The 22,177-nt window shown below is 62.4% G+C and carries 24 protein-coding genes; 12 read left to right on the top strand and 12 right to left on the bottom strand.

All coding sequences use genetic code 11. From position 1 onward, the window contains the following. Positions 1 to 11 precede the first annotated feature (11 nt). From CSQ95_RS13745 to CSQ95_RS13735, 4 genes are all read right to left on the bottom strand, one after another. Positions 12 to 647, bottom strand: coding sequence for an OmpA family protein (locus tag CSQ95_RS13745; RefSeq protein ID WP_034759522.1), 636 nt, complete (start codon positions 645 to 647; stop codon positions 12 to 14). A 213-nt stretch (positions 648 to 860) separates the two neighbouring features. After that, entirely contained in the window at positions 861 to 1,007 is a 147-nt protein-coding gene (locus tag CSQ95_RS29130) for a lmo0937 family membrane protein (RefSeq protein ID WP_121670992.1), read from the bottom strand. 166 nt (positions 1,008 to 1,173) lie between these two features. Beyond that, positions 1,174 to 1,419, bottom strand: a complete 246-nt coding sequence (locus CSQ95_RS13740) for a hypothetical protein (RefSeq protein WP_070224908.1) — start codon at positions 1,417 to 1,419, stop codon at positions 1,174 to 1,176. A 165-nt stretch (positions 1,420 to 1,584) separates the two neighbouring features. Further along, positions 1,585 to 2,250 carry a glycine zipper 2TM domain-containing protein gene (locus CSQ95_RS13735; protein WP_099409907.1) on the bottom strand — a complete coding sequence of 222 codons (666 nt, stop codon included), beginning with the start codon at positions 2,248 to 2,250 and terminating at the stop codon, positions 1,585 to 1,587. Positions 2,251 to 2,434: 184 nt separating this feature from the next. On the opposite strand from CSQ95_RS13735, the gene CSQ95_RS13730 reads away from it, so the two are divergent. Continuing rightward, positions 2,435 to 3,211, top strand: a complete 777-nt coding sequence (locus CSQ95_RS13730; protein WP_257218047.1) for a Crp/Fnr family transcriptional regulator — start codon at positions 2,435 to 2,437, stop codon at positions 3,209 to 3,211. A gap of 119 nt (positions 3,212 to 3,330) precedes the next feature. On the opposite strand, the gene CSQ95_RS13725 is transcribed toward CSQ95_RS13730, so the two are convergent. Both CSQ95_RS13725 and CSQ95_RS13720 read right to left on the bottom strand, forming a co-directional pair. Beyond that, complete coding sequence (locus CSQ95_RS13725; protein ID WP_034758955.1) at positions 3,331 to 3,549, bottom strand: glycine zipper 2TM domain-containing protein; 219 nt, start codon at positions 3,547 to 3,549, stop codon at positions 3,331 to 3,333. A gap of 169 nt (positions 3,550 to 3,718) precedes the next feature. Then, positions 3,719 to 5,755, bottom strand: a complete 2,037-nt coding sequence (locus CSQ95_RS13720; protein ID WP_099409906.1) for an AsmA family protein — start codon at positions 5,753 to 5,755, stop codon at positions 3,719 to 3,721. A gap of 261 nt (positions 5,756 to 6,016) precedes the next feature. On the opposite strand from CSQ95_RS13720, the gene CSQ95_RS13715 reads away from it, so the two are divergent. The 7 genes from CSQ95_RS13715 to CSQ95_RS13685 all read left to right on the top strand — a co-directional run bounded on the left by CSQ95_RS13715 (position 6,017) and on the right by CSQ95_RS13685 (position 10,387). Continuing rightward, the gene (locus tag CSQ95_RS13715; protein WP_070224911.1) at positions 6,017 to 6,421 is read left to right on the top strand and encodes a DUF4398 domain-containing protein; all 405 of its coding nucleotides are present in this window, start codon (positions 6,017 to 6,019) and stop codon (positions 6,419 to 6,421) included. 25 nt (positions 6,422 to 6,446) lie between these two features. Further along, positions 6,447 to 7,346, top strand: a complete 900-nt coding sequence (locus CSQ95_RS13710; RefSeq protein ID WP_070224912.1) for an OmpA family protein — start codon at positions 6,447 to 6,449, stop codon at positions 7,344 to 7,346. A gap of 87 nt (positions 7,347 to 7,433) precedes the next feature. After that, the gene (locus CSQ95_RS13705; protein ID WP_070224913.1) at positions 7,434 to 7,970 is read left to right on the top strand and encodes a ferritin-like domain-containing protein; all 537 of its coding nucleotides are present in this window, start codon (positions 7,434 to 7,436) and stop codon (positions 7,968 to 7,970) included. 58 nt (positions 7,971 to 8,028) lie between these two features. Then, entirely contained in the window at positions 8,029 to 8,331 is a 303-nt protein-coding gene (locus CSQ95_RS13700) for a YqjD family protein (RefSeq protein ID WP_070224914.1), read from the top strand. Between the two features lie 18 nt (positions 8,332 to 8,349). Beyond that, complete coding sequence (locus CSQ95_RS13695; RefSeq protein WP_070224915.1) at positions 8,350 to 8,736, top strand: phage holin family protein; 387 nt, start codon at positions 8,350 to 8,352, stop codon at positions 8,734 to 8,736. Between the two features lie 21 nt (positions 8,737 to 8,757). Further along, positions 8,758 to 9,096 carry a hypothetical protein gene (locus tag CSQ95_RS13690; protein WP_070224916.1) on the top strand — a complete coding sequence of 113 codons (339 nt, stop codon included), beginning with the start codon at positions 8,758 to 8,760 and terminating at the stop codon, positions 9,094 to 9,096. 136 nt (positions 9,097 to 9,232) lie between these two features. Then, on the top strand, positions 9,233 to 10,387 hold the full coding sequence (locus CSQ95_RS13685) for a patatin-like phospholipase family protein (RefSeq protein WP_099409905.1): 1,155 nt from the start codon (positions 9,233 to 9,235) through the stop codon (positions 10,385 to 10,387). A 27-nt stretch (positions 10,388 to 10,414) separates the two neighbouring features. On the opposite strand, the gene CSQ95_RS13680 is transcribed toward CSQ95_RS13685, so the two are convergent. From CSQ95_RS13680 to CSQ95_RS13670, 3 genes are all read right to left on the bottom strand, one after another. Next, positions 10,415 to 10,717: a hypothetical protein gene (locus tag CSQ95_RS13680; protein WP_099409904.1), complete on the bottom strand. Its 303-nt coding sequence runs from the start codon at positions 10,715 to 10,717 to the stop codon at positions 10,415 to 10,417. 44 nt (positions 10,718 to 10,761) lie between these two features. Further along, the gene (locus CSQ95_RS13675) at positions 10,762 to 10,914 is read right to left on the bottom strand and encodes a DUF3309 family protein (protein ID WP_010396415.1); all 153 of its coding nucleotides are present in this window, start codon (positions 10,912 to 10,914) and stop codon (positions 10,762 to 10,764) included. Positions 10,915 to 10,981: 67 nt separating this feature from the next. Beyond that, positions 10,982 to 11,428: a glycine zipper 2TM domain-containing protein gene (locus tag CSQ95_RS13670; RefSeq protein WP_070224919.1), complete on the bottom strand. Its 447-nt coding sequence runs from the start codon at positions 11,426 to 11,428 to the stop codon at positions 10,982 to 10,984. A gap of 270 nt (positions 11,429 to 11,698) precedes the next feature. Between CSQ95_RS13670 and CSQ95_RS13665 the strand changes: the two genes are divergently transcribed. The 3 genes from CSQ95_RS13665 to CSQ95_RS13655 all read left to right on the top strand — a co-directional run bounded on the left by CSQ95_RS13665 (position 11,699) and on the right by CSQ95_RS13655 (position 13,916). Then, the gene (locus CSQ95_RS13665) at positions 11,699 to 12,253 is read left to right on the top strand and encodes a hypothetical protein (RefSeq protein WP_046682431.1); all 555 of its coding nucleotides are present in this window, start codon (positions 11,699 to 11,701) and stop codon (positions 12,251 to 12,253) included. 82 nt (positions 12,254 to 12,335) lie between these two features. Then, positions 12,336 to 12,647 carry a BON domain-containing protein gene (locus CSQ95_RS13660; RefSeq protein ID WP_034758914.1) on the top strand — a complete coding sequence of 104 codons (312 nt, stop codon included), beginning with the start codon at positions 12,336 to 12,338 and terminating at the stop codon, positions 12,645 to 12,647. Positions 12,648 to 12,719: 72 nt separating this feature from the next. Beyond that, a complete protein-coding gene (locus CSQ95_RS13655; protein ID WP_373631957.1) occupies positions 12,720 to 13,916 on the top strand; it encodes an AI-2E family transporter in 1,197 nt (398 codons plus the stop codon). 62 nt (positions 13,917 to 13,978) lie between these two features. Here CSQ95_RS13655 and CSQ95_RS13650 read toward each other — a convergent pair whose 3' ends face one another. The 3 genes from CSQ95_RS13650 to CSQ95_RS29125 all read right to left on the bottom strand — a co-directional run bounded on the left by CSQ95_RS13650 (position 13,979) and on the right by CSQ95_RS29125 (position 16,404). Then, on the bottom strand, positions 13,979 to 14,926 hold the full coding sequence (locus CSQ95_RS13650; protein ID WP_099409903.1) for a YihY/virulence factor BrkB family protein: 948 nt from the start codon (positions 14,924 to 14,926) through the stop codon (positions 13,979 to 13,981). A gap of 72 nt (positions 14,927 to 14,998) precedes the next feature. Then, positions 14,999 to 15,952, bottom strand: coding sequence for an OmpA family protein (locus tag CSQ95_RS13645; protein ID WP_099409902.1), 954 nt, complete (start codon positions 15,950 to 15,952; stop codon positions 14,999 to 15,001). A 191-nt stretch (positions 15,953 to 16,143) separates the two neighbouring features. Next, on the bottom strand, positions 16,144 to 16,404 hold the full coding sequence (locus tag CSQ95_RS29125) for a hypothetical protein (RefSeq protein ID WP_143449969.1): 261 nt from the start codon (positions 16,402 to 16,404) through the stop codon (positions 16,144 to 16,146). Between the two features lie 20 nt (positions 16,405 to 16,424). Between CSQ95_RS29125 and CSQ95_RS13640 the strand changes: the two genes are divergently transcribed. After that, positions 16,425 to 22,169: an alpha-2-macroglobulin gene (locus CSQ95_RS13640; RefSeq protein ID WP_257218046.1), complete on the top strand. Its 5,745-nt coding sequence runs from the start codon at positions 16,425 to 16,427 to the stop codon at positions 22,167 to 22,169. Positions 22,170 to 22,177: the final 8 nt, after the last annotated feature.

The following is a 22,177-nucleotide window of genomic DNA, read 5'->3' as shown; positions in this document are numbered from 1 at the left end:
TGCGTGTCAGCTTAGCGCGGAGCAAGCTCGGCTACGTAGATCTCCACGCGGCGATTGCGTGCGCGTCCCGAGGCATCCGCATTCGAGGCGATCGGCTCGCGGGCGCCGCGGCCTTCCGTGACGACGCGCGTCGGCGAGACGCCGCGCATGGCCAGGTAGTCGCGCGTGTGGGCCGCGCGTTCCACCGACAGCGGTTCGTTGATGGAATCGCTGCCCGTGCTGTCCGTATGGCCGATGATGCTGACCGTGGTGTTCGGGTTTTCGTTCAGGGTGGCGGCAAAGCGGTCGAGGATGGGGCGGAAGTTGCCCTTGATGTCGGCGCGGTTGGTATCGAAGGAAATGTCGCTGGGGATTTCCATTTTCAGGCGGTTATCGGCCGTTTGCGACACTTGCACACCGGTACCCTGTGTCGCTTGCTCCATCGCGCGCTTCTGGTTTTCCATGCGGTTCGACCAGATATTGCCGACCACGGCGCCAGCTGCGGCACCGATCAGTGCGCCGCCGGCCGTGCGGCCGCTGCTGCCGCCACCGGTGGTGCCGCCGATCAAGGCGCCCAGGCCCGCGCCGATGCCGGCGCCCGTGGCCGTGCCACGTTGCGTCGAGGACATATCCGCGCAGCCGGTGGCGGCCAGTGCGATCACCAGCATGCCGATCAGGGATGTGGCGCCAGGGCCTTTTTTGAATGCTTCTTTCATGGATTTTCTCCTTGTTTTGTTATTGGGACATACCCAGGAATTACCTGCACACGTTACTGCAAAATGCCGCAGTGTGCCAGTGCGCGCACACTGTACGCAAAAGGCGGAAAAAGGGCGGCGCCCGTTTGCACGCGCGCCGCCCCTGTCTGGCCAATGGAGTGGCCTCTATAAACCGCGCCCGCTGATCAAACGCAACAGGATCATGATGACTGCCACCACCAGGAGGATGTGAATGAAGCCGCCAATGGTATAGGAAGTTACCAGGCCCAGCAGCCAAAGAATAATGAGTACGACGGCGATTGTATACAGCATGATGTGTCCTCCGAGAGTAATGTGTGGATGACGGCGGCTGCCTTGGCCTTGCGCTGTCATCAGTTTTTGTCATTGCGCGGCGACCGGGTCGCTGAACGCTTATGCCATGACTAAGTGTCTACTTTGTTTTCATTGTGTTCTGTACGCTGTCGTACACAAGGCTCAACTAGCGGGAGCGGTCGGCGTGTTCATCGGCCATGCCCGGTATCCAGGCCAGCATGCCGGCCATGCCGACGGCGCCGGCCAGGCAGCTGACCATGCCGCCGGTCAACAGCAGCATGACGCCAAACACGGGCGCGCTTGTTTGCACGGGCGCCAGGTCCAGCGCGCAAAAGCCCAGCGCCGTGGCCAATATGCCGCCACCGATAAAGCCGAGCCAGATCCGGTGACTGTTTGTCTTGTCGTTTTCCATCGCACCTCCTTGAAGATATTCGTTGAACTTTCTTGAATGCATCATCTCGCGGGACGGCAAACTCATCTGTACGCCAACGAACATTGTCAAAAAGAAAACGCCCGGACAGGCCGGGCGTGTGTTGAATTTGCAACTCATCGCGGCAGCGGCGCCGCCGCGCTCCGCTTAGCCCATGGCGCGCAAGCCGCCGTTGACGACGCGAACGCGGTCGCCCTGGCGCCAGTTCGGCGCGGCGCTCTGGTGCACGGTGCGCGTCTTGCCGTTATCGAGGCGCACGACGATGTTGTAGCTGCGCGTGGCGCGCACGCTGCCTTCGATCTGATTGCCGGCCACGGCACCGCCTACGGCGCCCAGCACGGTGGCCAGCTGCTTGCCGTGGCCGCCGCCTACCTGGTTGCCCAGCAAGCCGCCGACGACGGCGCCGCCGGCCGCGCCCACGCCGCTGCCTTCGGCGCGCGTATTGACTTCATGGATGGCTTCGATCACGCCGCAGTTGCTGCACACTTGCGGTGCCGGGGCAGCCGCGTATTGCTGTTGTGGTTGCTGCTGGGGCTGCGGCTGGCGCACTGGCTGCTGCTGTTGCTGCTGTTGCTGCTGAGGCGGCAGGGCGGCCAGCGGCTGCGCGCCGGCAGGCTGCAGGTTCGCTGGCGGCTGGTTCGCCTGCAGGTTGGCCATCTGTTCGGCCGAAGTGCCGGCTGCCAGTGGCCGGCTGTCGCTCTGGGACGAAGGCAGCCAGCCCATCAGGGCCGCCGTGCCCACGCCGCAAAACAGCAGGACGGCGACAGCGGCGGCAAGCACCAGCGGATGGAGGGATTTGGTGGTGGTGGTCATGGAAAGCTCCTTGGTTTTTATAAATAATAAATGGGTAGTGCGTGTTATCCGTGCGATTCGCGTGTATTGCCAGTGTGCTGTGCCGCTTGCTTCGCTTCCGTGCGTCACCGTACATACAGGGACGGTATGGCACCGTAGGCTAAGTAAAAATTATGTCGAGTTGTAACGGCACCAAGGAAAAGCAATGCCACTAACGAACGCCAGCATGACCCTGTCCCGCGATGCAGGCCGATCCGGCCTGGGCACGCCTGCGGGTACGCTTGACGCCGGCAACCGCCTGCTGGCCAGCCTGCCCGAGCACGACTTGCGGCATCTGACGGCGCTGTTCGATACGGTCACGGTCGAGGTAGGCGAGGTGCTGTACGAACCGGGCCAGCCTATCGGCCACATTTATTTCCCCCGCGACTGCCTGATCTCGCTGCTGGCCGTGGCGGAAGGCCGCATGACCCTGGAAGTGGGCTCGGTCGGCCGCGAAGGCGTGCTGGGCGCGTCCGTCGCGCTCGGTCATGAGCTGGCGCAAGTGCGTGCCGTGGTGCAACGTTCCGGCATGGCCAGCCGCATCGCGCGGGCCGATTTCTGCGCCGAGTTCGCCCAGCTCGAGTCCCTGCAGCGCTTGCTGTACCGCTACACGGACACCCTGCTGGCGCAAGCCATCCAGATTGCCGTGTGCAGCCGCTTCCACGTGCTCGAGGCGCGCCTGGCCCGTTCGCTGCTGATCACGCGCGACCGCCTGCAATCCGAAAAATTTCACCTCACGCATGAATTCCTCGCCCATACCCTGGGTGTGCGGCGGGTCGGCGTGACCAAGGCAGCGAGCGCGCTGCAACAGCAAAAACTCATCACTTACAGCCGCGGCAATATCGAAATTCTTGATTCGGCCGGCCTGGAAGCTGTCTCCTGCCGCTGCTACGAGCTGGTCAAGGACAGCGGCACCATCGGCATGGCCAACGTCTTCGTCTGACTTTCCTCGCTTGCCTTGCAGCAGGCTTGCCTTCATCCCGCTTGCTTTTATCCTTGTGCCGCAGACGCAAAAAAGCGGGGCGGGCGCCTGCGCACCCACCCCGCTTTCTTGAGCAATAATTACTTCGGCTTGACCTGGTTACCGATCACGCCGCCGACAGCGGCGCCGCCGACTGCGCCGACAGCGCTGCCGCCGGTCAGCACGGAACCGGCAACGGCGCCGACGCCAGCGCCGATGGCGGTGTTTTTATCCTGGCCGGACATGTTGGCGCAAGCCGTCAGGCTCAGCAGCAGGGCGGCAACGGAAGTGGTAGCGGCGATTTTTTTAATGATTTGCATGATAGTTCTCCTATGAATTCAGACCTCGTGGCGCCGGCATGGTATGGGCCGGATGACTTCGTGACGCCGTGTGTTTCAGGCACGATCACAGCATAGGATTGCGGCAAGGCAGGGTCTGTTCGGCAACGCACATAGGGGTGTAACAATTGTAAAGGCGCCCACGCCGCGTTCAGCGCACCTTGCGTACGGCTTTCCCCGGCTTGGGCGCCACCGGTTTCACGCGCGCCTGGGCCAGCAGGGCCGCGCACTCGCTATCCTCGACGGGGCCGGTATTGACCAGCGGCAGCAGTGCCGCCACGGGCGCCACCACGGCCAGCGCCAGTGCGCCGCCGGCGCGCAAGGCCAGCACGCCCTTGTCGACGCTCACGTCGGGCTTGCTGAAAGTGCCATGCACGTACAGGGGCGAGCGCAGCGAAAAGACGCGCAAGCCCTTGCTGTCCGGCCGCAGGGTCAGGTCCAGCCGTTCATCGGCCAGGTTCACCGTGCCATCGATATGCAGGACGGCATCATCCGTGTCGACGATAAACTGGCGCGTCTGCATCAATCCTTTGGTGACGGCGAAATCGGCGGCCATGCAGTTCAGCTTGACCTGCTTGTCGCCAGACAGTTTGGCCAGCACGACACTGCCGATATTCAAGCCCATTTCTTCCAGCAGCAGCTTGCTGATGCTGCCCCGGTTGATCAGCGCGCGCACTTCGCCGTTCGAGCTGCCCAGCAGGGTGGCGACGGAATTGCCCGTGGCCGACAGCGAAGCGTCGCCATTGATTTCGCCCACGCTCGCCTGCAGGGCGGGCAGGCGGGGAAACAGTTGCTGGATGTGCAGATGGCGGGCGCTGGCCTTGAGTTCGGCCGCGATACCGTTGGCGATGACCTTGCCGCTGCCGTCGAGCTTGATTTGCGACGTCAGGGTGCCGCCCGCCACGTTGAAGTTGAGCGGCGTCAATGACAGCACGCCATCCGTCAGCACCACATGCGTATCGAGCTTGCTGATTGGCAGCTCGGCATCGCGCGTGATCTTGTCGGCCGTGTAGCGCACGTCGGCGTCCAGGCTGGTCCAGCGCTCCGTCTTGAACGTTTCCACCGGTAGCACGCGGCCGGCTGGCTGCGTCGATGCCACGCCCCGTTCCTTCTTGCTGGCGCTGGAATCGGCGCCCACCAGCGGACCCAGGTCGGAAAATTGCAGCAGGCGCGAGTGGACTTCTCCCGTCAGGCGCTTGCGCGGCGTGCTGGCGGAAAAGGCCAGCTTGCCACTGATGTCGCTGGAACCCACCTTGCCGGTGAACTTGTCGTACACCCATTCACCGCCGCGCGGCGCCAGGGTGCCCGTCAAATGGCCTTCCGTGCTGAAGTGCGGCGTTTCCGGCAGCAGCACGCCCGTCAATGGATACAGGCTCGCCATGCTGGGCCCCGATAGTTTCAGGCGCACGTCGAGCGCTGCCAGCTTGGCCGGACGCGTCAGGGTGCCTTCGATGGCCATGCTGCTGCCGCCCGCGCGCATGTCGGCCTGGATGGGGAAGGGCGTGCCTTGCTGCTGCAGCGACAGCACGCCGCCGGCCTTGCCGCCGCCCTTGACTCTTTCGCCATGGTATTTGCCCGACAGCGTCCAGGCGATGCCGTAGCGCGCATCGTCCGCGATGGTGTCGACATCGGCGCGCATCGCCGTTTTCGTGACAGCATCGTCCAGATACACGGTGCCCTTGCTGAAGACCACGCCTTGCAATTCCAGCTGCCACGGCGATGGCTGCTCCTGTTTGTCGAAGGTCCAGTTGTTCTTGCCGTCCTTGTTGCGCAGCAAGCGCACCTGCGGCGTGTCGAAGCGCAATTGCGGAATGATGATTTTCTTGTCCAGCAGGGCCAGGGGATTGAGCGAGAACGCCAGCTGGCTGACGGTGGCCAGCTGCGCCCCGTCGTCCGTCCCGGACATGGTGCTTGGGTTGCCCAGGCGCACATCCTTTGCCTGCAGGTGCGGCCATGGCAAATAGTCGCGCCAGCCTTGTTTGCCTCCCGTCGTGGGCTGCTGCCACGTCAGCGTCAGGTCGCCTTCGATGGCGAACGGTCTCCCCAGCGCTTCGCTGGCGCGCGCATTGAGCCAGGGCCTGGCGCGGTTCCAGTCCATATTCATCAGGACGATGGAGGCGGTGACGGGCAGGGCGATGAGTACGGCGGCGCTGACGAGGGAGATTTTCTGACGGCGGGACAGTTGCATGGTAGACGATTCTTTCTGGACAAGTATTCACGATGCTACAGGAATCGCTCCTCAGCCGGGCCCGTTTCTCGCTTTTGCGGTCCGGCACGTGCGCTGGCGCACGTTGCCGATGCAAGTATTGTCGATTTCTTACTCTATGTGCGGCACCGAACGGATATGCGGGGAGCTGGAGCCTATAACGTCTACATCAAACGCCGTTCCTGATTCCAGATGTACCGACGTATGAACCCTAACGCTTACACATTCTCCAGGAGAAAAAAAATGACAAACCGAGATTTCAAGATTTCCCCACTGGCCGCCCTGGCCGCCTGCGCCACGGCCGTTGTCCTGATGACGGGCTGCTCGAGCCTGAAAACGCCAGCCACGGCCGATGTCGCCGTGTCGCGCGCCGCCGTCGATAACGCCGCCAGCGCCGGCGCCGCCGACCTGGCACCCGATGAAATGCGTTCGGCCCGCGAAAAAATGCGCATGGCTAACCAGGCCCTGAAAGACCGTGACTACAAAACGGCGCGCGACCTGGCCGACCAGGCGCAAGCCGATGCCAAGCTGGCGCAAAGCAAGGCCAACTCGGCCAAGGCCACCAGCGCCGCCGACGAAATCAACGAGAACATCCGCGTCATGCGCGAAGAACTCGACCGTGCCAATCAGCAAGCCCCGAAACAATAACCAAGAATAAGAACAGGATTCCATCATGAAAAAAGCTACTTACACCACCATTCCCGGCCTGCTGGCCATGGCCGCCCTCGTTGCCGCCTGCAGTTCCGCACCGACCACCACCAGCCTGCTCGACCAGACCCGCGGCGACTACATGGCGGCGCAATCGAACCCGATGGTATCGACCTATGCGCCACGCGAATTCCGCGAAGCGAGCGCTGCGCTGGAAGCGGCAAACGCCGCCGCCACGCGCCAGGAAGATAGCGAAAAAGTCGACAAGCTGGCCTACCTGGCCAAGCAAAAGATAGCCACGGCGCAAGAAGTAGCCAAGCAGAAAGCGGCCGAAGCCGATATCGCCAACGCGGGCAAGCAGCGCGACCAGTTGCGCCTCGATGCGCGCACGCAGCAGGCTGACCAGGCCACGGCCCGCGCCCAGACGGCGCAAGCGGATGCGGAAGCGGCCAAGGCCCAGGCTCAGGCTGCAGAAGCATCGGCCCGCGATGCGCAAGCGCGCGCCGCCGGACTCGAAGCACAGCTGGCCGACCTGGCCGCCAAGAAAACCGAACGCGGCATGGTCATTACCCTGGGCGACGTGCTGTTTGGCACGGACAAGGCGAACCTGACGGCCGATGGCGTGAATACGGCGCGCAAGCTGGCCGAGGTGCTGAAAAACAACCCGCAGCGCACCGTGCTGATAGAAGGCTTTACCGATAGCACGGGCGGCTCCGCGCACAACCTGGAATTGTCGCAACGCCGCGCCGAATCCGTGCGCAATGCGCTGCTGGAGCAAGGCATCAGCCGCGACCGCATCGCCACGAAAGGCTATGGCGCCGCCTATCCGGCCGCCGGCAACGATACGGCGGCAAACCGCCAGCTGAATCGCCGTGTGGAAATCGTCTTGTCGGAAGATAACACGGCCATTCCAGCCCGCCGTTAAGCCGCGCCGCCTGGTGCGGCAGTAGAAAGGCAGCACCGGCCGAAGTTTGGCCGGTGGATACCCATGTAATACTTGAAAGGAAGCATCATGACCCAAACATCTGTTGAGATTCCAGCTGGCATCGATACGGCCGCCATCCGCGCCGCCGCCAAAAACCTCGATGACGGCGCCGTGACGGCCGGCTACCAGGGCGACCGCCAGGAGTTGATCACCCTGTTGAATGGGGCGCTGGCCACCGAACTGGTGTGTATTGCGCGCTATAAACGCCATTACTACACGGTGAGCGGACGCGACAACGGCACCATCAAGGCCGAGTTCCTTGAGCATGCGCAGCAGGAGCAGGAACACGCCGACTGGCTGGCCGAACGCATCGTGCAACTCAATGGCAAGCCAGATTTTAATCCTGCAACATTGCTTGCGCGCAGCCATGCCGAGTATGATGACTCCGAAGACGTGCAAAGCATGGTGCGTGCCAATCTGATCGCGGAACGGGTGGCGATCGAGTCGTATCGCCAGATGATCGTGAAAATTGGCGATAAAGACCCGACCACACGCCATTTGTTGATCAAAATCATGGCTGTCGAAGAAGAGCACGCCGATGATATGCGCGATCTAATGGAATAGTGTTTTTGAGTAAAGTAGGTATAGTAACTACATTCATCCACAGCTAAGGAGCTAAACCATGTTGGAAAATAATATCACCACCGTCAATAACGATGTCAAAACCCTGGTCAAGGATGCGCAAGCCCTGTTCAGCGCCGCTGCCGCCCTGACCGGTGAAAAAGCCGATGAAGTGCGCATCAAGGGCATGAAAACCCTGGACGCTGCCCTGGCCAAGGCGCACGAAGCGCAAGCGTCGGCCATCGTTGCTACCAAACAGCTCGCCTCCCAGGCGGACGGTTATGTCAAGGAAAACCCATGGCGCACGGTAGCCGTCGCCGCTGGCGTCGGCGTACTGGTCGGCTTCATCCTGGGCCGCAAGTAATCCATTGTCAGGAGCGATATGGACAAGTCTGCTTCGTCTCACCAGGGGCCGGGATTGATCGGCTCGGTCGCCGGCCTGGCCAAAAACGCCGTCGGACTGATGTTGTCGCGGCTGGAACTGGCCACCATTGAACTGTCGGAAGTGCGCAATCACATGCTGCAGCTCGTGGTCATTTTCGCCCTGGCGACAGTGGCGGGCTTGTTTGCCATCGCTTACGGCAGCGTACTGATCGTTTTCCTGGCCTGGGATAGCCTGGGCTGGAAGATCCTGGCGATCATGACGGTCGTGTTCGTACTGCTGGCCATCGCGCTGGTCATGTATGCGCGCGCCATGCTGCGTCAAGGAAAGCTGTCCATGCCTGCCACCATGGCGGAATTGAAGGCCGACCGCGACATGCTGATGTAAGCGGGCTCACGAGGAGAATTCATGTCGGAAACCGACAAACTGGCGGCGCAAGCCGCCCGCAAGCGCCTGCTGATCGCCCAGGGCGAAATGTATCGCGTGGGCATCGTGCATGCGCGCGCCAACGTGGGCTATGCCCTGCGTCCCGAATCGCTGCTGCAGGGCGTGGTCGAAACGGCGGTCGGCTTTGCCGGCCACCGCGTCGAGTCCTTGCTGGCGCCGGGCGGCATGCGTTTGCAGGGCGCCATGCCCTACGTGCTGACGGCGTTATCGTTTATCGGGCGCAAGAAGCTGGTCAAGCCGGCCCTGGTCCTCGTGGCCGTGGCCGCCGTGGCCGCCAGCTGGCTGCGCCGCAAGCGTTGAACGCCAGCCGTGTTGCACAGGAGCGCCGTCATTGACGGCGTTTTTTTTGCCCGTACCCAACGTCCGGCACGGGCAGACGCAATCCCTTACAATGATTCACGCCGTATTTCGCGCGGCGCACAGAGGGGCCATCTTGATGACGAATTCAAAGACACCGATCAATCAGTTAAATCCCTCGCGCCTGCGCATCGTGCTGGTGCTGCAGGGCGGCGGCGCACTGGGCGCCTACCAGGCCGGCGTCTACCATGCGCTGCACGAACATGGCCTGGCGCCCGACTGGGTGGTGGGCACCTCGATCGGCGCCATCAATGCGGCCATTTTGGCCGGCAACAAACACGAGGACAGGCTCGTGCGTTTAAAACAGTTCTGGCAGCGCGTGGCGCACCGCGACAGCGTCGACATGAATCTCGTTTCGGACCAGCAGCGCCGCTCGAACATCTGGCTGGCCACGCTCGATACGGTGCTGCGCGGCGTGCCCGGCTTCTTCAAGCCGCGCATTTTCAGCCTGTTCTCCGCGGGAATCGCCGTCAAGCCGGAAGAGGCCAGCTTTTATGACACCAGTGAGCTGGCCAGCACCCTCGAGGAACTGGTCGATTTCGATTACCTGAACCAGCCCGGCGGCATGCGCCTGACGGTCAACGCCCTGCGCGTCAAATGCGGCAGCCTCACCAGTTTCGACAGCCAGCAGCAAGCCCTGACGGCGGACCATATCCGCGCCAGCGGCGCCTTGCCGCCCGGCTTTGCCGGCGTGCGCGTCGATGGCGATTTATATTGGGATGGCGGCCTGTACTCGAATACGCCGCTGGAAACCGTGCTCGACGACACGCCCCACGTCGATACCCTGGTCTTCATGGTCGACCTGTGGAGCTCGGAAGGGCCGGAACCGACCACCCTCGATGAGGTGCAGACGCGGCAAAAGGACGTCACCTTCGCCTCGCGCTCGAAGCGGCATATCGCTGATTATGTCAATACGCACACCTTGCAGCGCAAATTGCGCGAGCTGTACGCCGGCCTGCCTGGCACAAAGCACAACCGCCAGCAGACGGAAGAGCTCGTAGCGCTGGGCTGCGACAGCACCATGCACATCGTGCGCCTGCCGTATGCGGGGCGCGACTGGCACATGGCGGCCAAGGATATCAATTTCTCCAAGGGCTCCATCGAGTGGCGCTGGGAGCAGGGCTACCAGGATGGCTTGCGCGCGATCAAGGCGGCCGGCTGGCTGGCCTTCGTCACGGAAGACACGCCGCTCGTGGTGCACGAGTTGCCGCCCTACGAGCGCGACGCGGCCTGATCAGGCCGCGTCGAAATCGCATGCGCGTCACTGCGGATGCGCCGCTGCACGCAGTTTTTCCGCATTTGCCATGTCTTGCCGGTAAGTATCCTGCGCGTCCTTCAGGCAGGTGGCCCGCGTGGCGGACGGTTCCAAGCGGCACGCTTTTTTGGCCTCGGCCAGGGCGGCGGCGATTTCCTTGCGCAAAGTGCGCAGCTGGGCTTGCGCCGTGCTGTCTTCCTGGTACCAGCGTTGCGGGTCGCCCGGCTGCGGCGTGGCCGTCTGCGCCAGTGCCATCGGCGCCAGGCTGCAGGCGAGCAGGGTGGCCAAGAGTGTATTGTGGATAGTCATGATATTTCCTCCTTGAAATAAAAAAGGCGCCGTAGCGCCTTTTTTTACAACCTGCCCGTCAGTAATAGCAGGATCAGTATCACTACGACCAGGCCGGCGATGCCGCTGGGGCCGTAACCCCAGTTGCGGCTATGCGGCCAGGTAGGCAGGACGCCGACCAGGGCCAGGATCAAGATGATCAGAATGATGGTGCCCATGGCAACTCCTTGTTATGGTACGACTCATGCGGTATGGCGGATGCCTGCTGACAAGCTCCGCCGAGAATTAATAGCGGTAGACGCGGCCGTCCACGACGCGCACGCGGTTGCCCGGGCGCAAATCATTCGCGTTGTCCTGCACTACAGTACGGTATTCGCCGTTGTCGAGACGCACGCTGATCTGGTAGGCCTGCGCCTGCTGCCTGCGGCCTTCGACCTGGTTGCCCACGACGCCGCCGGCGACGGCGCCCGCCACGGTGGCGGCCGTGCGTCCGCTGCCCGAACCGATGGTATTGCCCAGCAGGGCGCCGGCGATGCCGCCGACCACGGCGCCCGCGCCGCTGGTTTGACCGCCACCCTGCACGATCTGGATGGAGTCGACGGTGCCGTACATGGCGGACTCAGGCTGGTTGGCCGGGTAATATTGTTGCGACTGGGTAGGGCCGGTGGCACAGCCGCTCAGTACGGCGGTGGCGGCGAGCATCAGTGCAGCCAAGGTGGCGTTGGTTTTCATTTTATTCTCCTGACGAGGTGAGGGTGTAGTGCCATCTTAGTCATGCCCCTGTCCCCGGTCTGTACGCTGCCGCACGTACTTATTTGCAGTCGAAAAGGGGAGTGCGGGCAGGAGCGATCCGGCAAAAACGTTGTTATTTCTCCATATTGCCCTTCCACTTTCAAAATAAATTACTTGTGTACGGCAGCGTACAGAAGAGCGGCGACTATCCACGTAAAACGGTAGTCATGCCAAGCAGACATGCTTGCTACCACCAGGGAGAAATACAACATGAACAAGAATAAGCTTTTCACCGCCATCGTCGTCAGCCTGGCATGCGCCGCATGGGGCGGCCAGGCAGTGGCGGCCACGCCGGAAGCAAAAGCAGCGTACAAGGCGGCCAATGAACAGGCTGGCCTGAATTACAAACTGGCGCATGCCGAGTGCGAAAAAATCACGGGCAACCCCAAGGATGTCTGCATCGCCGAAGCGAAGGCCGTGCGCACCTACGATGAAGCCGTGGCCCAGGCGCAATACACGAATACGCTGCGTGCCTACACCAAGGCGCGCATCAAGATTGCCGATGCCAATTACGATGTCGATCTGGCCCGCTGCAATGCGCTGACGGGCAACGACAAGGATGTCTGCGTCAAGCTGGCCAAGTCCACCAAGGTGGCGGCCCTGGCCGACGCCAAAGCGGACAAGAAAGTCATCGAAGCGCGCAGCGATGCGCGTGAAGCAAAAAGAAAAGCCGAGTACAAGGTCGCGACAGAAAAATGCGATGCATTGGCCGGCGCAGCCAAGGATGACTGTATCAAGGCTGCAAAAACCCAGTTTGGCTACTGAGCTCCCTCCGGCGCGCAGTCACCACACTGGTATAAGAAGCTCATTGTGAGCACATTGATTGACCACTCCTAAGGAAAAAACCATGAAATTCACTAAATCTATCGCTACTGGCCTTTTCGTCGCTTCCCTGTTCGCCGTTGCAGGCTGCGCATCGACCCCAACCAAAGAAGGCACGGGCGAGTACATCGACGACGCGGCCATCACCACCAAAGTGAAAGCCAGCATCTTCAACGAGCCTACCCTGAAATCGACGGAAATCAACGTTGAAACCTTCAAGGGCGTGGTTCAGCTGAGCGGCTTCGTTGCCCAGCCAGCCGATGCCGCCAAAGCGGGCGAAGTTGCCCGTGGCGTCAAGGGCGTGAAGTCGGTAAAAAACGACATCCGCGTCAAGTAATGGCCTGACCTGCCGCAGCGGCCAGCCTCACGGCTGGCACTGCGGCCCTCCACCGACCGTCGCGGGAATCGCATGCATATCCAGCCTACAGATACCCCGCCCGAGCCGGTGGCGGCTGCCTCCACCGAGCCTGCCGGGCCACCTCCCGGCGCGCCCGTGGAGCAGCCAGACTCAACCTTGCGCTTGCCGCTGCATGTCAATGCGCGTGGCATGGCCTTGGGCATCATCGCCACCGTCAGCTTCATTTATGCGCTGCAGTGGGCACAGAAATTCCTCATTCCTGTCATCTTCGGCATTTTCATTGCCTACACCCTCAATCCCGTCGTCGCCTGGCTGGAAAAGCTGCGCCTGCCGCGCGCCATCGGCGCCACGGCCGTCACGGCCCTGATCCTGTTCGGCTCCATCGTCGTGGTCGAGCGCGTGCAGGGCGAATTCGAATCCATCGTTGAAGAGTTGCCGGCCGCCACGCATAAACTGTCGCGGCTGATCGCCGCCAATACGGGCGGCAAGAACAGCACCTTCCAGAAGATGCAGGCCGTGGCCAATGAAATCGAGCAAGTGGCCGCCGGCGCCGAAGCGCGCCGCAACAACCGCCGCGCCGCCGCGGCCGAGGCGCCCAACTTCAAGATCATGGACTGGGTCTGGGCCGGTTCGCTGGGCCTGGTGGGCTTCCTCAGCCAGGCCACCATGGTCATCTTCCTCGTATTCTTCCTGCTGCTGTCGGGCGACACCTTCAAGCGCAAGCTCGTCAAGCTGACGGGACCGTCGCTGAGCCGCAAGAAGGTCACCGTGCACATCCTGGAAGATATCAACACTTCAATCCAGAACTATATGTTCATGCTGCTCGTCACGAATGTCTTGCTGGCCGTCCTGATGTGGATCGCCCTGCGCGTGATCGGCCTGGAAAACGCGGGCGCCTGGGCCATCGTGGCCGGCTTGCTGCACATCATGCCGTATTTCGGCCCCTTGCTCATCACCATCGCCACGGGGCTGGTCGCCTTCCTGCAGTTCGAATCGCTGGAAATGGTCTTGCTGGTGACGGGCACGTCGATGGCCATCGCCACCCTGGTGGGCACCTTTGTCACCACCTGGATGACGGGGCGTATCGCGCGCATGAATCCTACTGCCGTGTTCGTCAGCCTGCTGTTCTGGGGCTGGCTGTGGGGTGTCTGGGGATTGCTGCTGGGCGTGCCCATCATCGTCATGGTGAAGGTCGTCGCCGAGCGCGTGCAAGGCATGGAAGTGGTGGCGGAACTGCTGGGCGAATAGCTTGCGGCAACGCCAAGAAAAACGGCGCCCTCGGGCGCCGTTGCTGCATCCGGAACGACACCTTACGACTGGTGGCGTTTCAGTATCTTCACTTGCACGTCGCCGTCTTCCGTCTTCGGCATATCCTTCATGCTGCCCAGCTGCAAGGCGAACTGGCGTGTAAATTCGGCGCCCAGGAAGAAGATTTGCGCCGAGTAATACACCCACAGCAGCAGGGCGACCAGCGAACCGGCGGCGCCATAGCTGCTGGCCACGCCGCTATTGCCGATATACACGCCAATCGCATATTTCCCCAGTGAAAACATGAAAGCCGTGCCGATGGCGCCGATCAGCACGTCGCGCCAGGACAGGCGCACGCGCGGCAGCATTTTATAGATGACGGCAAACAGGCTGGCGATGACGGCAAAGCCGATCAGGTTCGACAGGATGGTAAACAGCACGGCAGTGTCTTTCCACACGCCTTCCCAAAAGTTGGCGAGGATGGCCATGGCGGCGTTGACCACCAGCGACACCATCAGCAGGAAGGCCAGCACCAGTACCAGGCCAAACGACAGCAAGCGCGTGCGCACCATGTCCCAGGCACCCGCTTCCTTCAAGGGTGGCACTTGCCAGATTTCATCGAGACTGGCTTTCAGTTCGGCAAATACGCTGGTGGCGCCAAACAGCAGCAGGGCGCTGGCGATGAGGGTGGCGATGCGGCCCTGTTCATGGTTTTTCGCGCCGGCCAGCACGAGCTGGATGGCTTCGGCACCCTGCGTGCCCAGCAAGCCCTGCAATTGCCCCATCAGCTCGCCGCGCGCAGCGGCCGGGCCATAGAAAAAGCCGGCGATGGCGATCACCAGCACGAGGATGGGGGCGATGGAAAACAGGGTGTAGTAGGCGAGGGCGGCGCCCTTGCTCGAGGCGCGGTGTTCCAGCCATTCGGTGACGGAGCAGTAGACGACGCTGCGCATCTGCTTGCTGAACGGCGCGAGGCCGGCCAGTCTGGGATAGCGGGTAGAGAAATTCATGATGGCTTTCAATGCAAAAAAGGGGCGCGAGCCCCTTTTTTTTAATTCACAAGTGGCGTACCACTGTCGAGCTTACTGCACGCGGCGTTCGATGGTGATTTGCTCCACTTCAACGCGGCGGTTAGGTTCCAGGCACTTGATCAGGTCGGCACGTTTCTTGTTGTTGCACTCCACGACCGGATTGGTCGAACCCTTGCCTTCAGCCGACAGGCGGTTGGCGGCAACACCGTGGGCGACCAGGTATTCCTTGACTGCGTCAGCGCGCTGTTGCGACAGTTTCAGGTTGTACTTGGGCGAACCGATGCGGTCGGCATAACCACTGATGACGACGTTGTTGACGTCCGGCGATGCGTTCAGCACGCGTGCGATTTCGTCGAGCTTGGTTTGTGTCGGGCCCAGCTTGGCGCTGTCGAACGCGAACAGTTCCGTTGCCGACATCGTCACTTTTTCAAAGCGTGGCGGCGGTGCAGGCGGTTTGTCGAACGCGTAGTTCAAGCCCACGGTGACGTAGTAGTTGTTGGACTTGCTGCTCGGGTCGAACGTATTGCCGCGCAGGAAGCCGTGCACATTGCGTACGTCAGCCTGCAGGGACAGCTGCTCCGTGATGCTGGACTGGAAACCCAGGCCCACGCTCGCGTATGGCGAGCTCTTCGTGCGTTCACCGAAGGCGAAGCTGGTGTCCTTGTCGCGCTGCATGCCTGCACCGACCAGCAGGAAAGGACGGAAGGCTTTGCGCGAGAACATGTACAAGCCGTCTACGCCCAGCGTATTTTGCTGGTAGCGCTGACCGCCATCCTTGGAACGGGCATACGTGGTGCCCAGCTGGATATCCCAGTCCTGGGAAACAGGCTTACCGAAACGCAAGCCTGCGCCATAACCGGTTTTATCCGTGGCGAAATCGGAATCTGGCTTGAGTGCGTTGATGCTAGGTTGAATATACCAGGAGGGATTGATTTCCTGGGCCTGTGCGCCGAGGGCGGAGCACAGGACTGCGGCGGCAACGGCGATTTTTTTTAGATTATTCACAAGTAACTCCCAACGTTGATAAGAGATTTTCTCTACGGCATCAAAGACACATCTTGCTACACGTGCTATTGCTAGATATAGACCACACTTCCAGGTGCGCATTCTTGTGATAAATGCACTGCTGTTGGACTAGAGAATACGATTGCAGGTTCAGGTGGTCGGTGCGCTGGCGCACAAAGCATTGCGGTATATCAATAGCGTTGCAGATTCACGACAAAGATTGTGGTGTTGAAAAAAACTAATTTTATTGGTGAAACTTTTACAAGCACGGTCATTTCCTGGCACCGCGGCGACAGGCAATCGTACGACTTATCACCTGCATGCCACTGTATATTAGCAACAATGATGAGCTTGATAACTAATAATACATTGATGTTGTATTCCTGCCGCGTTCTGTTGTTTTTCTGGGCTTCCGCCAGGCAACTTTTGCGCGCCGCAGCCAGCTCCGCCACTTTTCCTCAAGGAGTCATCCGTGCCTGACCTGTCCCGTGTTCTTACTTCCCCGCTGTCCGGCAAGCTGGGCCCGCTGTGCCTGCTGCTGTCGCTGGGCCTGGCGGCGCCAGCCTGGGCCGATAGCGGCGTGTCCCTGTTTTCACCGAGCGGCACGGTCAAGGCCGTGCGCCAGGTGCGGGCCCAGTTCGCCACGCCGATGGTGCCGTTCGGCGACATGGGCTTGCCCGCGCCGTTCGCCATCGATTGCGGCAAGGCCGAGCCGGCCGTCGTGGCGGGCGCGGGTCGCTGGGCCGACGAGCGCAACTGGAACTTCGATTTCGAGCGCGACTTGCCGGCCGGCGTGGCCTGCAGCTTTACCTTGAAGCCGGGACTCAAGGACCTGGCGGGCCAGACCCTGCAGGGAAGCACGTCCTACCGCTTTTCCACTGGCGGCCCGGCCATCGTCGAGGCCGTACCGTATGACGGCCAGCCCTACATCGATGAAAACCAGATATTCGTGCTGGGCCTGGACGCCGCGCCGAACGAGGCCAGCGTGGCCGCCAACGCGTATTGCCGCGCCGATGGCATCAATGAAAAGATTCCCGTGCGGCGGCTTGTAGGCAAGGAGCTGGAGCAGGTATTGACTTTGCGCAAGAGCTTTCTCGACCGCTACCTGACCGTGTACTTCAAGAAGCGGGGCGTCGTGTGGAAAGTGGGCATGCCTGTTGCGAGCAAGGGCGCGCCGCCTTTGCCTGTCACCGTGCTGCAATGCAAGCGCAGCTTCCCCGCCAACGCCAAGGTGTCGCTGGTGTGGGGCGAGGGCATCGCCAGCGCCGGCGGCATCGCCACGGACAAGGCGCAAACCCTGCAGTTCAAGACGCGTCCCGACTTCACGGCCAAGTTCAGCTGCGAGCGCAGCAATCCGAAGGAGCAGTGCATTGCCTTCCTGCCCATGCGCGTGCAGTTTTCCGCGCCCGTGAGCGCGGCGCAGGTGCGCGCCATGACCCTGAAGGGCGGCGGCAAGACCTATGCGCCGACGATTTCAAAAGAGGAAGAAAAGGCGGAATTCCTGTATGGCGCCACCTTCAATGGTCCATTTCCCGTGCAGGCCAGTTTTGTGCTGAGCTTGCCGCCGGGCTTGAAGGACGATGCGGGCCGCGCCTTGCTCAATCGCGCGCGCTTCCCCATGACGGTGCGCACGGGCGAACAGCCGCCGCTGCTGAAGTTCCCGGCCCCGTTCGGCATTATCGAAGCCAAGGGCGACGGCTTGCTGCCCGTCACTGTGCGCAATATCGAGCCCGTGCTGTCGGGCAAGGAAGTCGCGCAAGCCTCGGCTGCCGCCACGGGCGCCAGCTTGCGCGTGCCCGACAATGACGACAAGTTCATCATCGAGTGGATGCAGCGCCTGGCCGGCAATGGCGACGGGGGCGAATACTGGCAGCCTTACGCCCAGTATGCGGGCAACATGAGCAAATCCGTGCTGGCGGGCGCTGCCGGCACGCGCCCCATCAGCCTGCCGCGTCCTGATGGCCGGAAAACCTTTGAAGTGATCGGCATCCCTTTGCAGAAGCCGGGCTTTTATGTGGTCGAGCTGGCCAGCCCCATCCTTGGCAAGGCGTTGCTGGGCAAGCCGACGACCGCGTATATCCGCACGGCCGCGCTGGTGACGAACCTGGCGGCCCACTTCAAGCATGGCGCGCAATCGTCGCTGGTGTGGGTGACGTCGCTGGACAAGGGCGTGCCTGTTGCGAAAGCGCAAGTGGCCGTGCGCGACTGCGCCGGCAAGCTGCTGTGGCAAGGCGCCACGGGCGCGGACGGCGTGGCGCACATCCCCGGCGAGCTGGCCAATTCCAGCTGCAAGAACAATGGCCGCTACTTTATCAGTGCGCGCAGCGGCGGCGACATGACGTTCACCCTGTCGGACTGGGTGGGCGGCATCGAAGCCTGGCGTTTCAATTTGCCCACGGATGACACGCGCGCCGACAACACCTTGCTGGCCACGGTATTCGACCGCACCTTGCTGCGCGCCGGCGAAACCGTGCACATGAAGCACTTTATTCGCAAGCACACGGCCGAAGGCATGAGCCTGGTCGACAAGAACAACGGTCCCGGCAGCGCCACCTCCGTCGTCATCACGCACCAGGGCAGCGACCAGAACTATCAATTACCGCTGCGCTGGTCCGCCGGCGGCACGGCGGAAAGCGACTGGCTCATCCCCGCCGACGCCAAGCAGGGCGAATACAGCGTCACGATGGCGGGCCGCCCGTCCGGCAGTTTCCGCGTGGAAGCGTTTCGCGTACCGACCATGAAAGCCGTGCTGCAGGGACCGAAGGCGCCCGCCGTGCAGGCAAAGCAGCTGGCCCTCGATGCGCAAATCACGTATCTGGCCGGCGGCGCCGCCACCAACGCACCCGTCAAGCTGCGCACGGTGCTGCAGGACAAGAGCGTGACGTTTGCCGACTATCCCGATTTCAGCTTCAGCAACGGCGACGTGAAGGAAGGCCTGGTGAAACAGGGCGCGGGCTACGACGACGATGAGGGCGAGTGGCAGGACGAGGGCCGTGGCGGCCACTCCGGCGCCGGCGCGGCTGCCGCGCGCACGCAAAGCTTGACCCTCGACAAGGCGGGCGGCGCGCGCATCGTCATCGACCAGTTGCCGCAGCTGTCCGTGCCGCGCGACCTGGTGGCGGAAATGGCTTTCCAGGATGCGAATGGCGAGACGGTATCCGTCGCCACGCGCGTGCCGCTGTGGCCGTCGAACTACGTGGTCGGCATCAAGCCCGATGTCTGGGCCTTGAGCAAGGATGCCTTCAAGTTCACGGTAGCCGTGCTCGGAACCAATGGCAAGCCCGTGCCGAACGCCCCCGTGGCCGTCGACTTCTTCCAGCGCAACAGCTATTCGCACCGCCGCCGCCTGATCGGCGGCTTCTATGCGTATGAAAACAGCAGCGAAGTCGTCAAGCTGGGCCAAGCGTGCTCGGGCAAGACGGATAGTAAAGGCTTGCTGGTCTGCGACGTGAAGGCGCCCGCCAGCGGCAATCTGGTGTTGCGCGCCCGCACGCAGGACAGTGCCGGCAATGCGGCCGTGGCCAACCGCGAAACGTGGGTGGCCGGCAGCGGCGACTGGTGGTTCAACGCCAGCGACAACGACCGCATCGACGTCTTGCCTGAAAAGAAACGCTATGAACCGGGCCAGGAGGCGAGCTTGCAGGTGCGCATGCCATTCCGCTCGGGCACGGCGCTGATCACGGTCGAGCGCGAAGGCATCCTCGACACCTATGTGCGCCAGTTGAACGGCCGGGAACCTGTGGTGAACATCCCGGTCAAATCGAATTACGCACCGAATGTGTATGTCTCCGTGTTTGTCGTGCGGGGCCGGGTCGATGGCGTGCAGCCGACGGCGCTGGTCGACCTGGGCAAGCCGGCCTACAAGATGGGCATCGCACCGCTGAACGTGGGCTGGCAGGCGCATGAACTGAACGTCATGGTCGTGTCCGACAAGGAAGTATATAAAACGCGCGACAAGGCGGAAGTGTCCGTGCGCGTGCGCCGCGCTGACGGAAAACCGCTGCCGGCCGGTGCCGAAGTGGCGCTGGCGGCCGTCGACACGGGCTTGCTGGAGCTGATGCCCAACGATAGCTGGAAGTTGCTCGATACCATGATGGCGCAGCGCAGCTTGCAGGTGGAAACGGCGACGGCGCAGATGCAGGTGATCGGCAAGCGCCATTTCGGCCGCAAGGCGTTTCCGGCCGGCGGGGGCGGCGGCAAGGGCGCCAGCCGTGAGCTGTTCGACACTTTGCTGTTCTGGAAAGGCACCGTCAAGCTCGACGCCAAGGGCGAAGCGACGGTGCAGGTGCCGCTCAACGATTCCTTGACGGGATTCCGCATCGTTGCGATTGCCAGCGCCGGCAAGGAATTGTTCGGCACGGGCAGCACGGATATCCGCAGCTCGCAAGACCTGATCTTGATGTCGGGCTTGCCGTCCCTCGTGCGCGAAGGCGACCAGCTGCGCGCGGGCTTTACGGTGCGCAACACCTCGGCCGCCTCCTTGAACGTGGACCTCAATGCCACGGCGGCTGGCAAGGCCTTGCCGCGCCAGAGTTTGACGTTGGCGGCGGGCGAAGCGCGGGAGACGGGCTGGGATTACCAGGTGCCGCTTGGCGCGCAAACTGTCGTGTGGGAGATCAGCGCCAAGGCGGCTAGCCACACCGATAAACTGAAAATCACGCAAAAAGTCGGCCAGGCCACGCCCGTGCGCACGTACCAGGCCACCTTGATGCAGATCGACAAGCCCGTCAATATGTCCGTGCAAATGCCGGCTGGCGCCTTGCCGGGCCGGGGCGGCCTGCAGACCAGCTTTGTCGCCAGGCTGGGCGGCGAGCTGCCCGGCGTGCGCGAGTACATGGCCGCCTACCCGTACACCTGCTTCGAGCAAAACACGTCGAAGGCCATCGCCCTGCAAGACCAGGACGCGTGGAACAAGCTGGCCGCCAGTCTGCCCGCCTACCTGGACGGCGACGGCATGCTGAAATACTTCCCCATCATGGAGCAGGGCAGCGACAGCCTGACGGCCTACGTGCTGTCGGCCACCAGGGAAGCGGGCTATGCGATTCCCGAGCAGACGAAGAACCGCATGGAAGCAGCCTTGACGGCATTCGTGCAGGGCAAGATCGTGCGCCGCTCCGCGCTGGCCACGACCGACCTGGCCGTGCGCAAGCTGGCCGCGCTGGAAGCGCTGTCGCGTTCGAATAAGGTGCCGCCCGATGCGCTGGAGAGCATCAGCATCAGCCCGAACCTGTGGCCGACCTCCGCCGTCATCGACTGGAGCTTGCTGCTGCAACGCACGCCTGGCCTGGCGCGCCGCGATGCGCTGCTGGCCGAGGCGCAGCAGATTTTGCGTTCGCGCCTGAATTTCCAGGGCACGACCATGGGCTTTTCCACCGAGCGCAAGGATAACTGGTGGTGGCTGATGGTGTCCGGCGACGTCAACGCCAACCGTTTATTACTGGCCGTGATGGACGACCCGGCGTGGAAGGACGACATCGGCCGCCTGGTGCGCGGCAGCATGGGGCGCCAGAAAAAGGGCCGCTGGGATACCACGGTGGCCAACGCCTGGGGCACCCTGGCCATCGCCAAATTCTCGGCCAAATTCGAGTCGACGCCGGTGACGGGCGCCAGTGCCGTCAAGCTGGGCGGCGATACGCAAGCGCTCGTGTGGAATGGCGCGGCGAAAGTCGGCCCCGTGCTGCAGGCGTGGCCGAAGGGCACGGATACTCTGGGCCTGGCACACAGCGGCACGGGCAAGCCGTGGGCCACCGTGCAAAGCCTGGCGGCCATGCCGCTCAAGGCGCCCGTCTCCAGCGGCTACACGATCAAGAAAACCGTAACGCCGGTGGAACAGAAAACCACAGGCCAATGGTCGCGCGGCGACGTCTACCGCGTGCGCCTGGAGTTGTCGGCGCAGGCGGACATGAGCTGGGTGGTGGTCGACGACCCGATCCCGGCCAGCGCCAGCGTGCTGGGCAATGGCCTGGGCCGCGACTCGCAGCTGCTGACGGCCGGCGAAAAATCCACGGGCTGGGTCTGGCCCACGTTCGAAGAGCGGGCGTTTGACGCTTTCCGAGCGTATTACGCCTTCGTGCCGAAAGGTAACTGGAGCGTGGAATACACGGTGCGCCTGAACAATGCCGGGGATTTCAGCCTGCCGGCCACGCGCATCGAGGCCATGTATTCGCCCGAGATGTTTGGCGAAGCGCCGAATGCAAATGTCAAGGTGGCGCAGTGAAGAGTTTG

It is taken from the genome of Janthinobacterium sp. BJB304 (assembly GCF_002735765.1).
In the GTDB taxonomy this organism is placed as follows: Bacteria; Pseudomonadota; Gammaproteobacteria; order Burkholderiales; family Burkholderiaceae_D; genus Janthinobacterium.
This window is presented reverse-complemented; position numbering and strand designations above follow the sequence as displayed.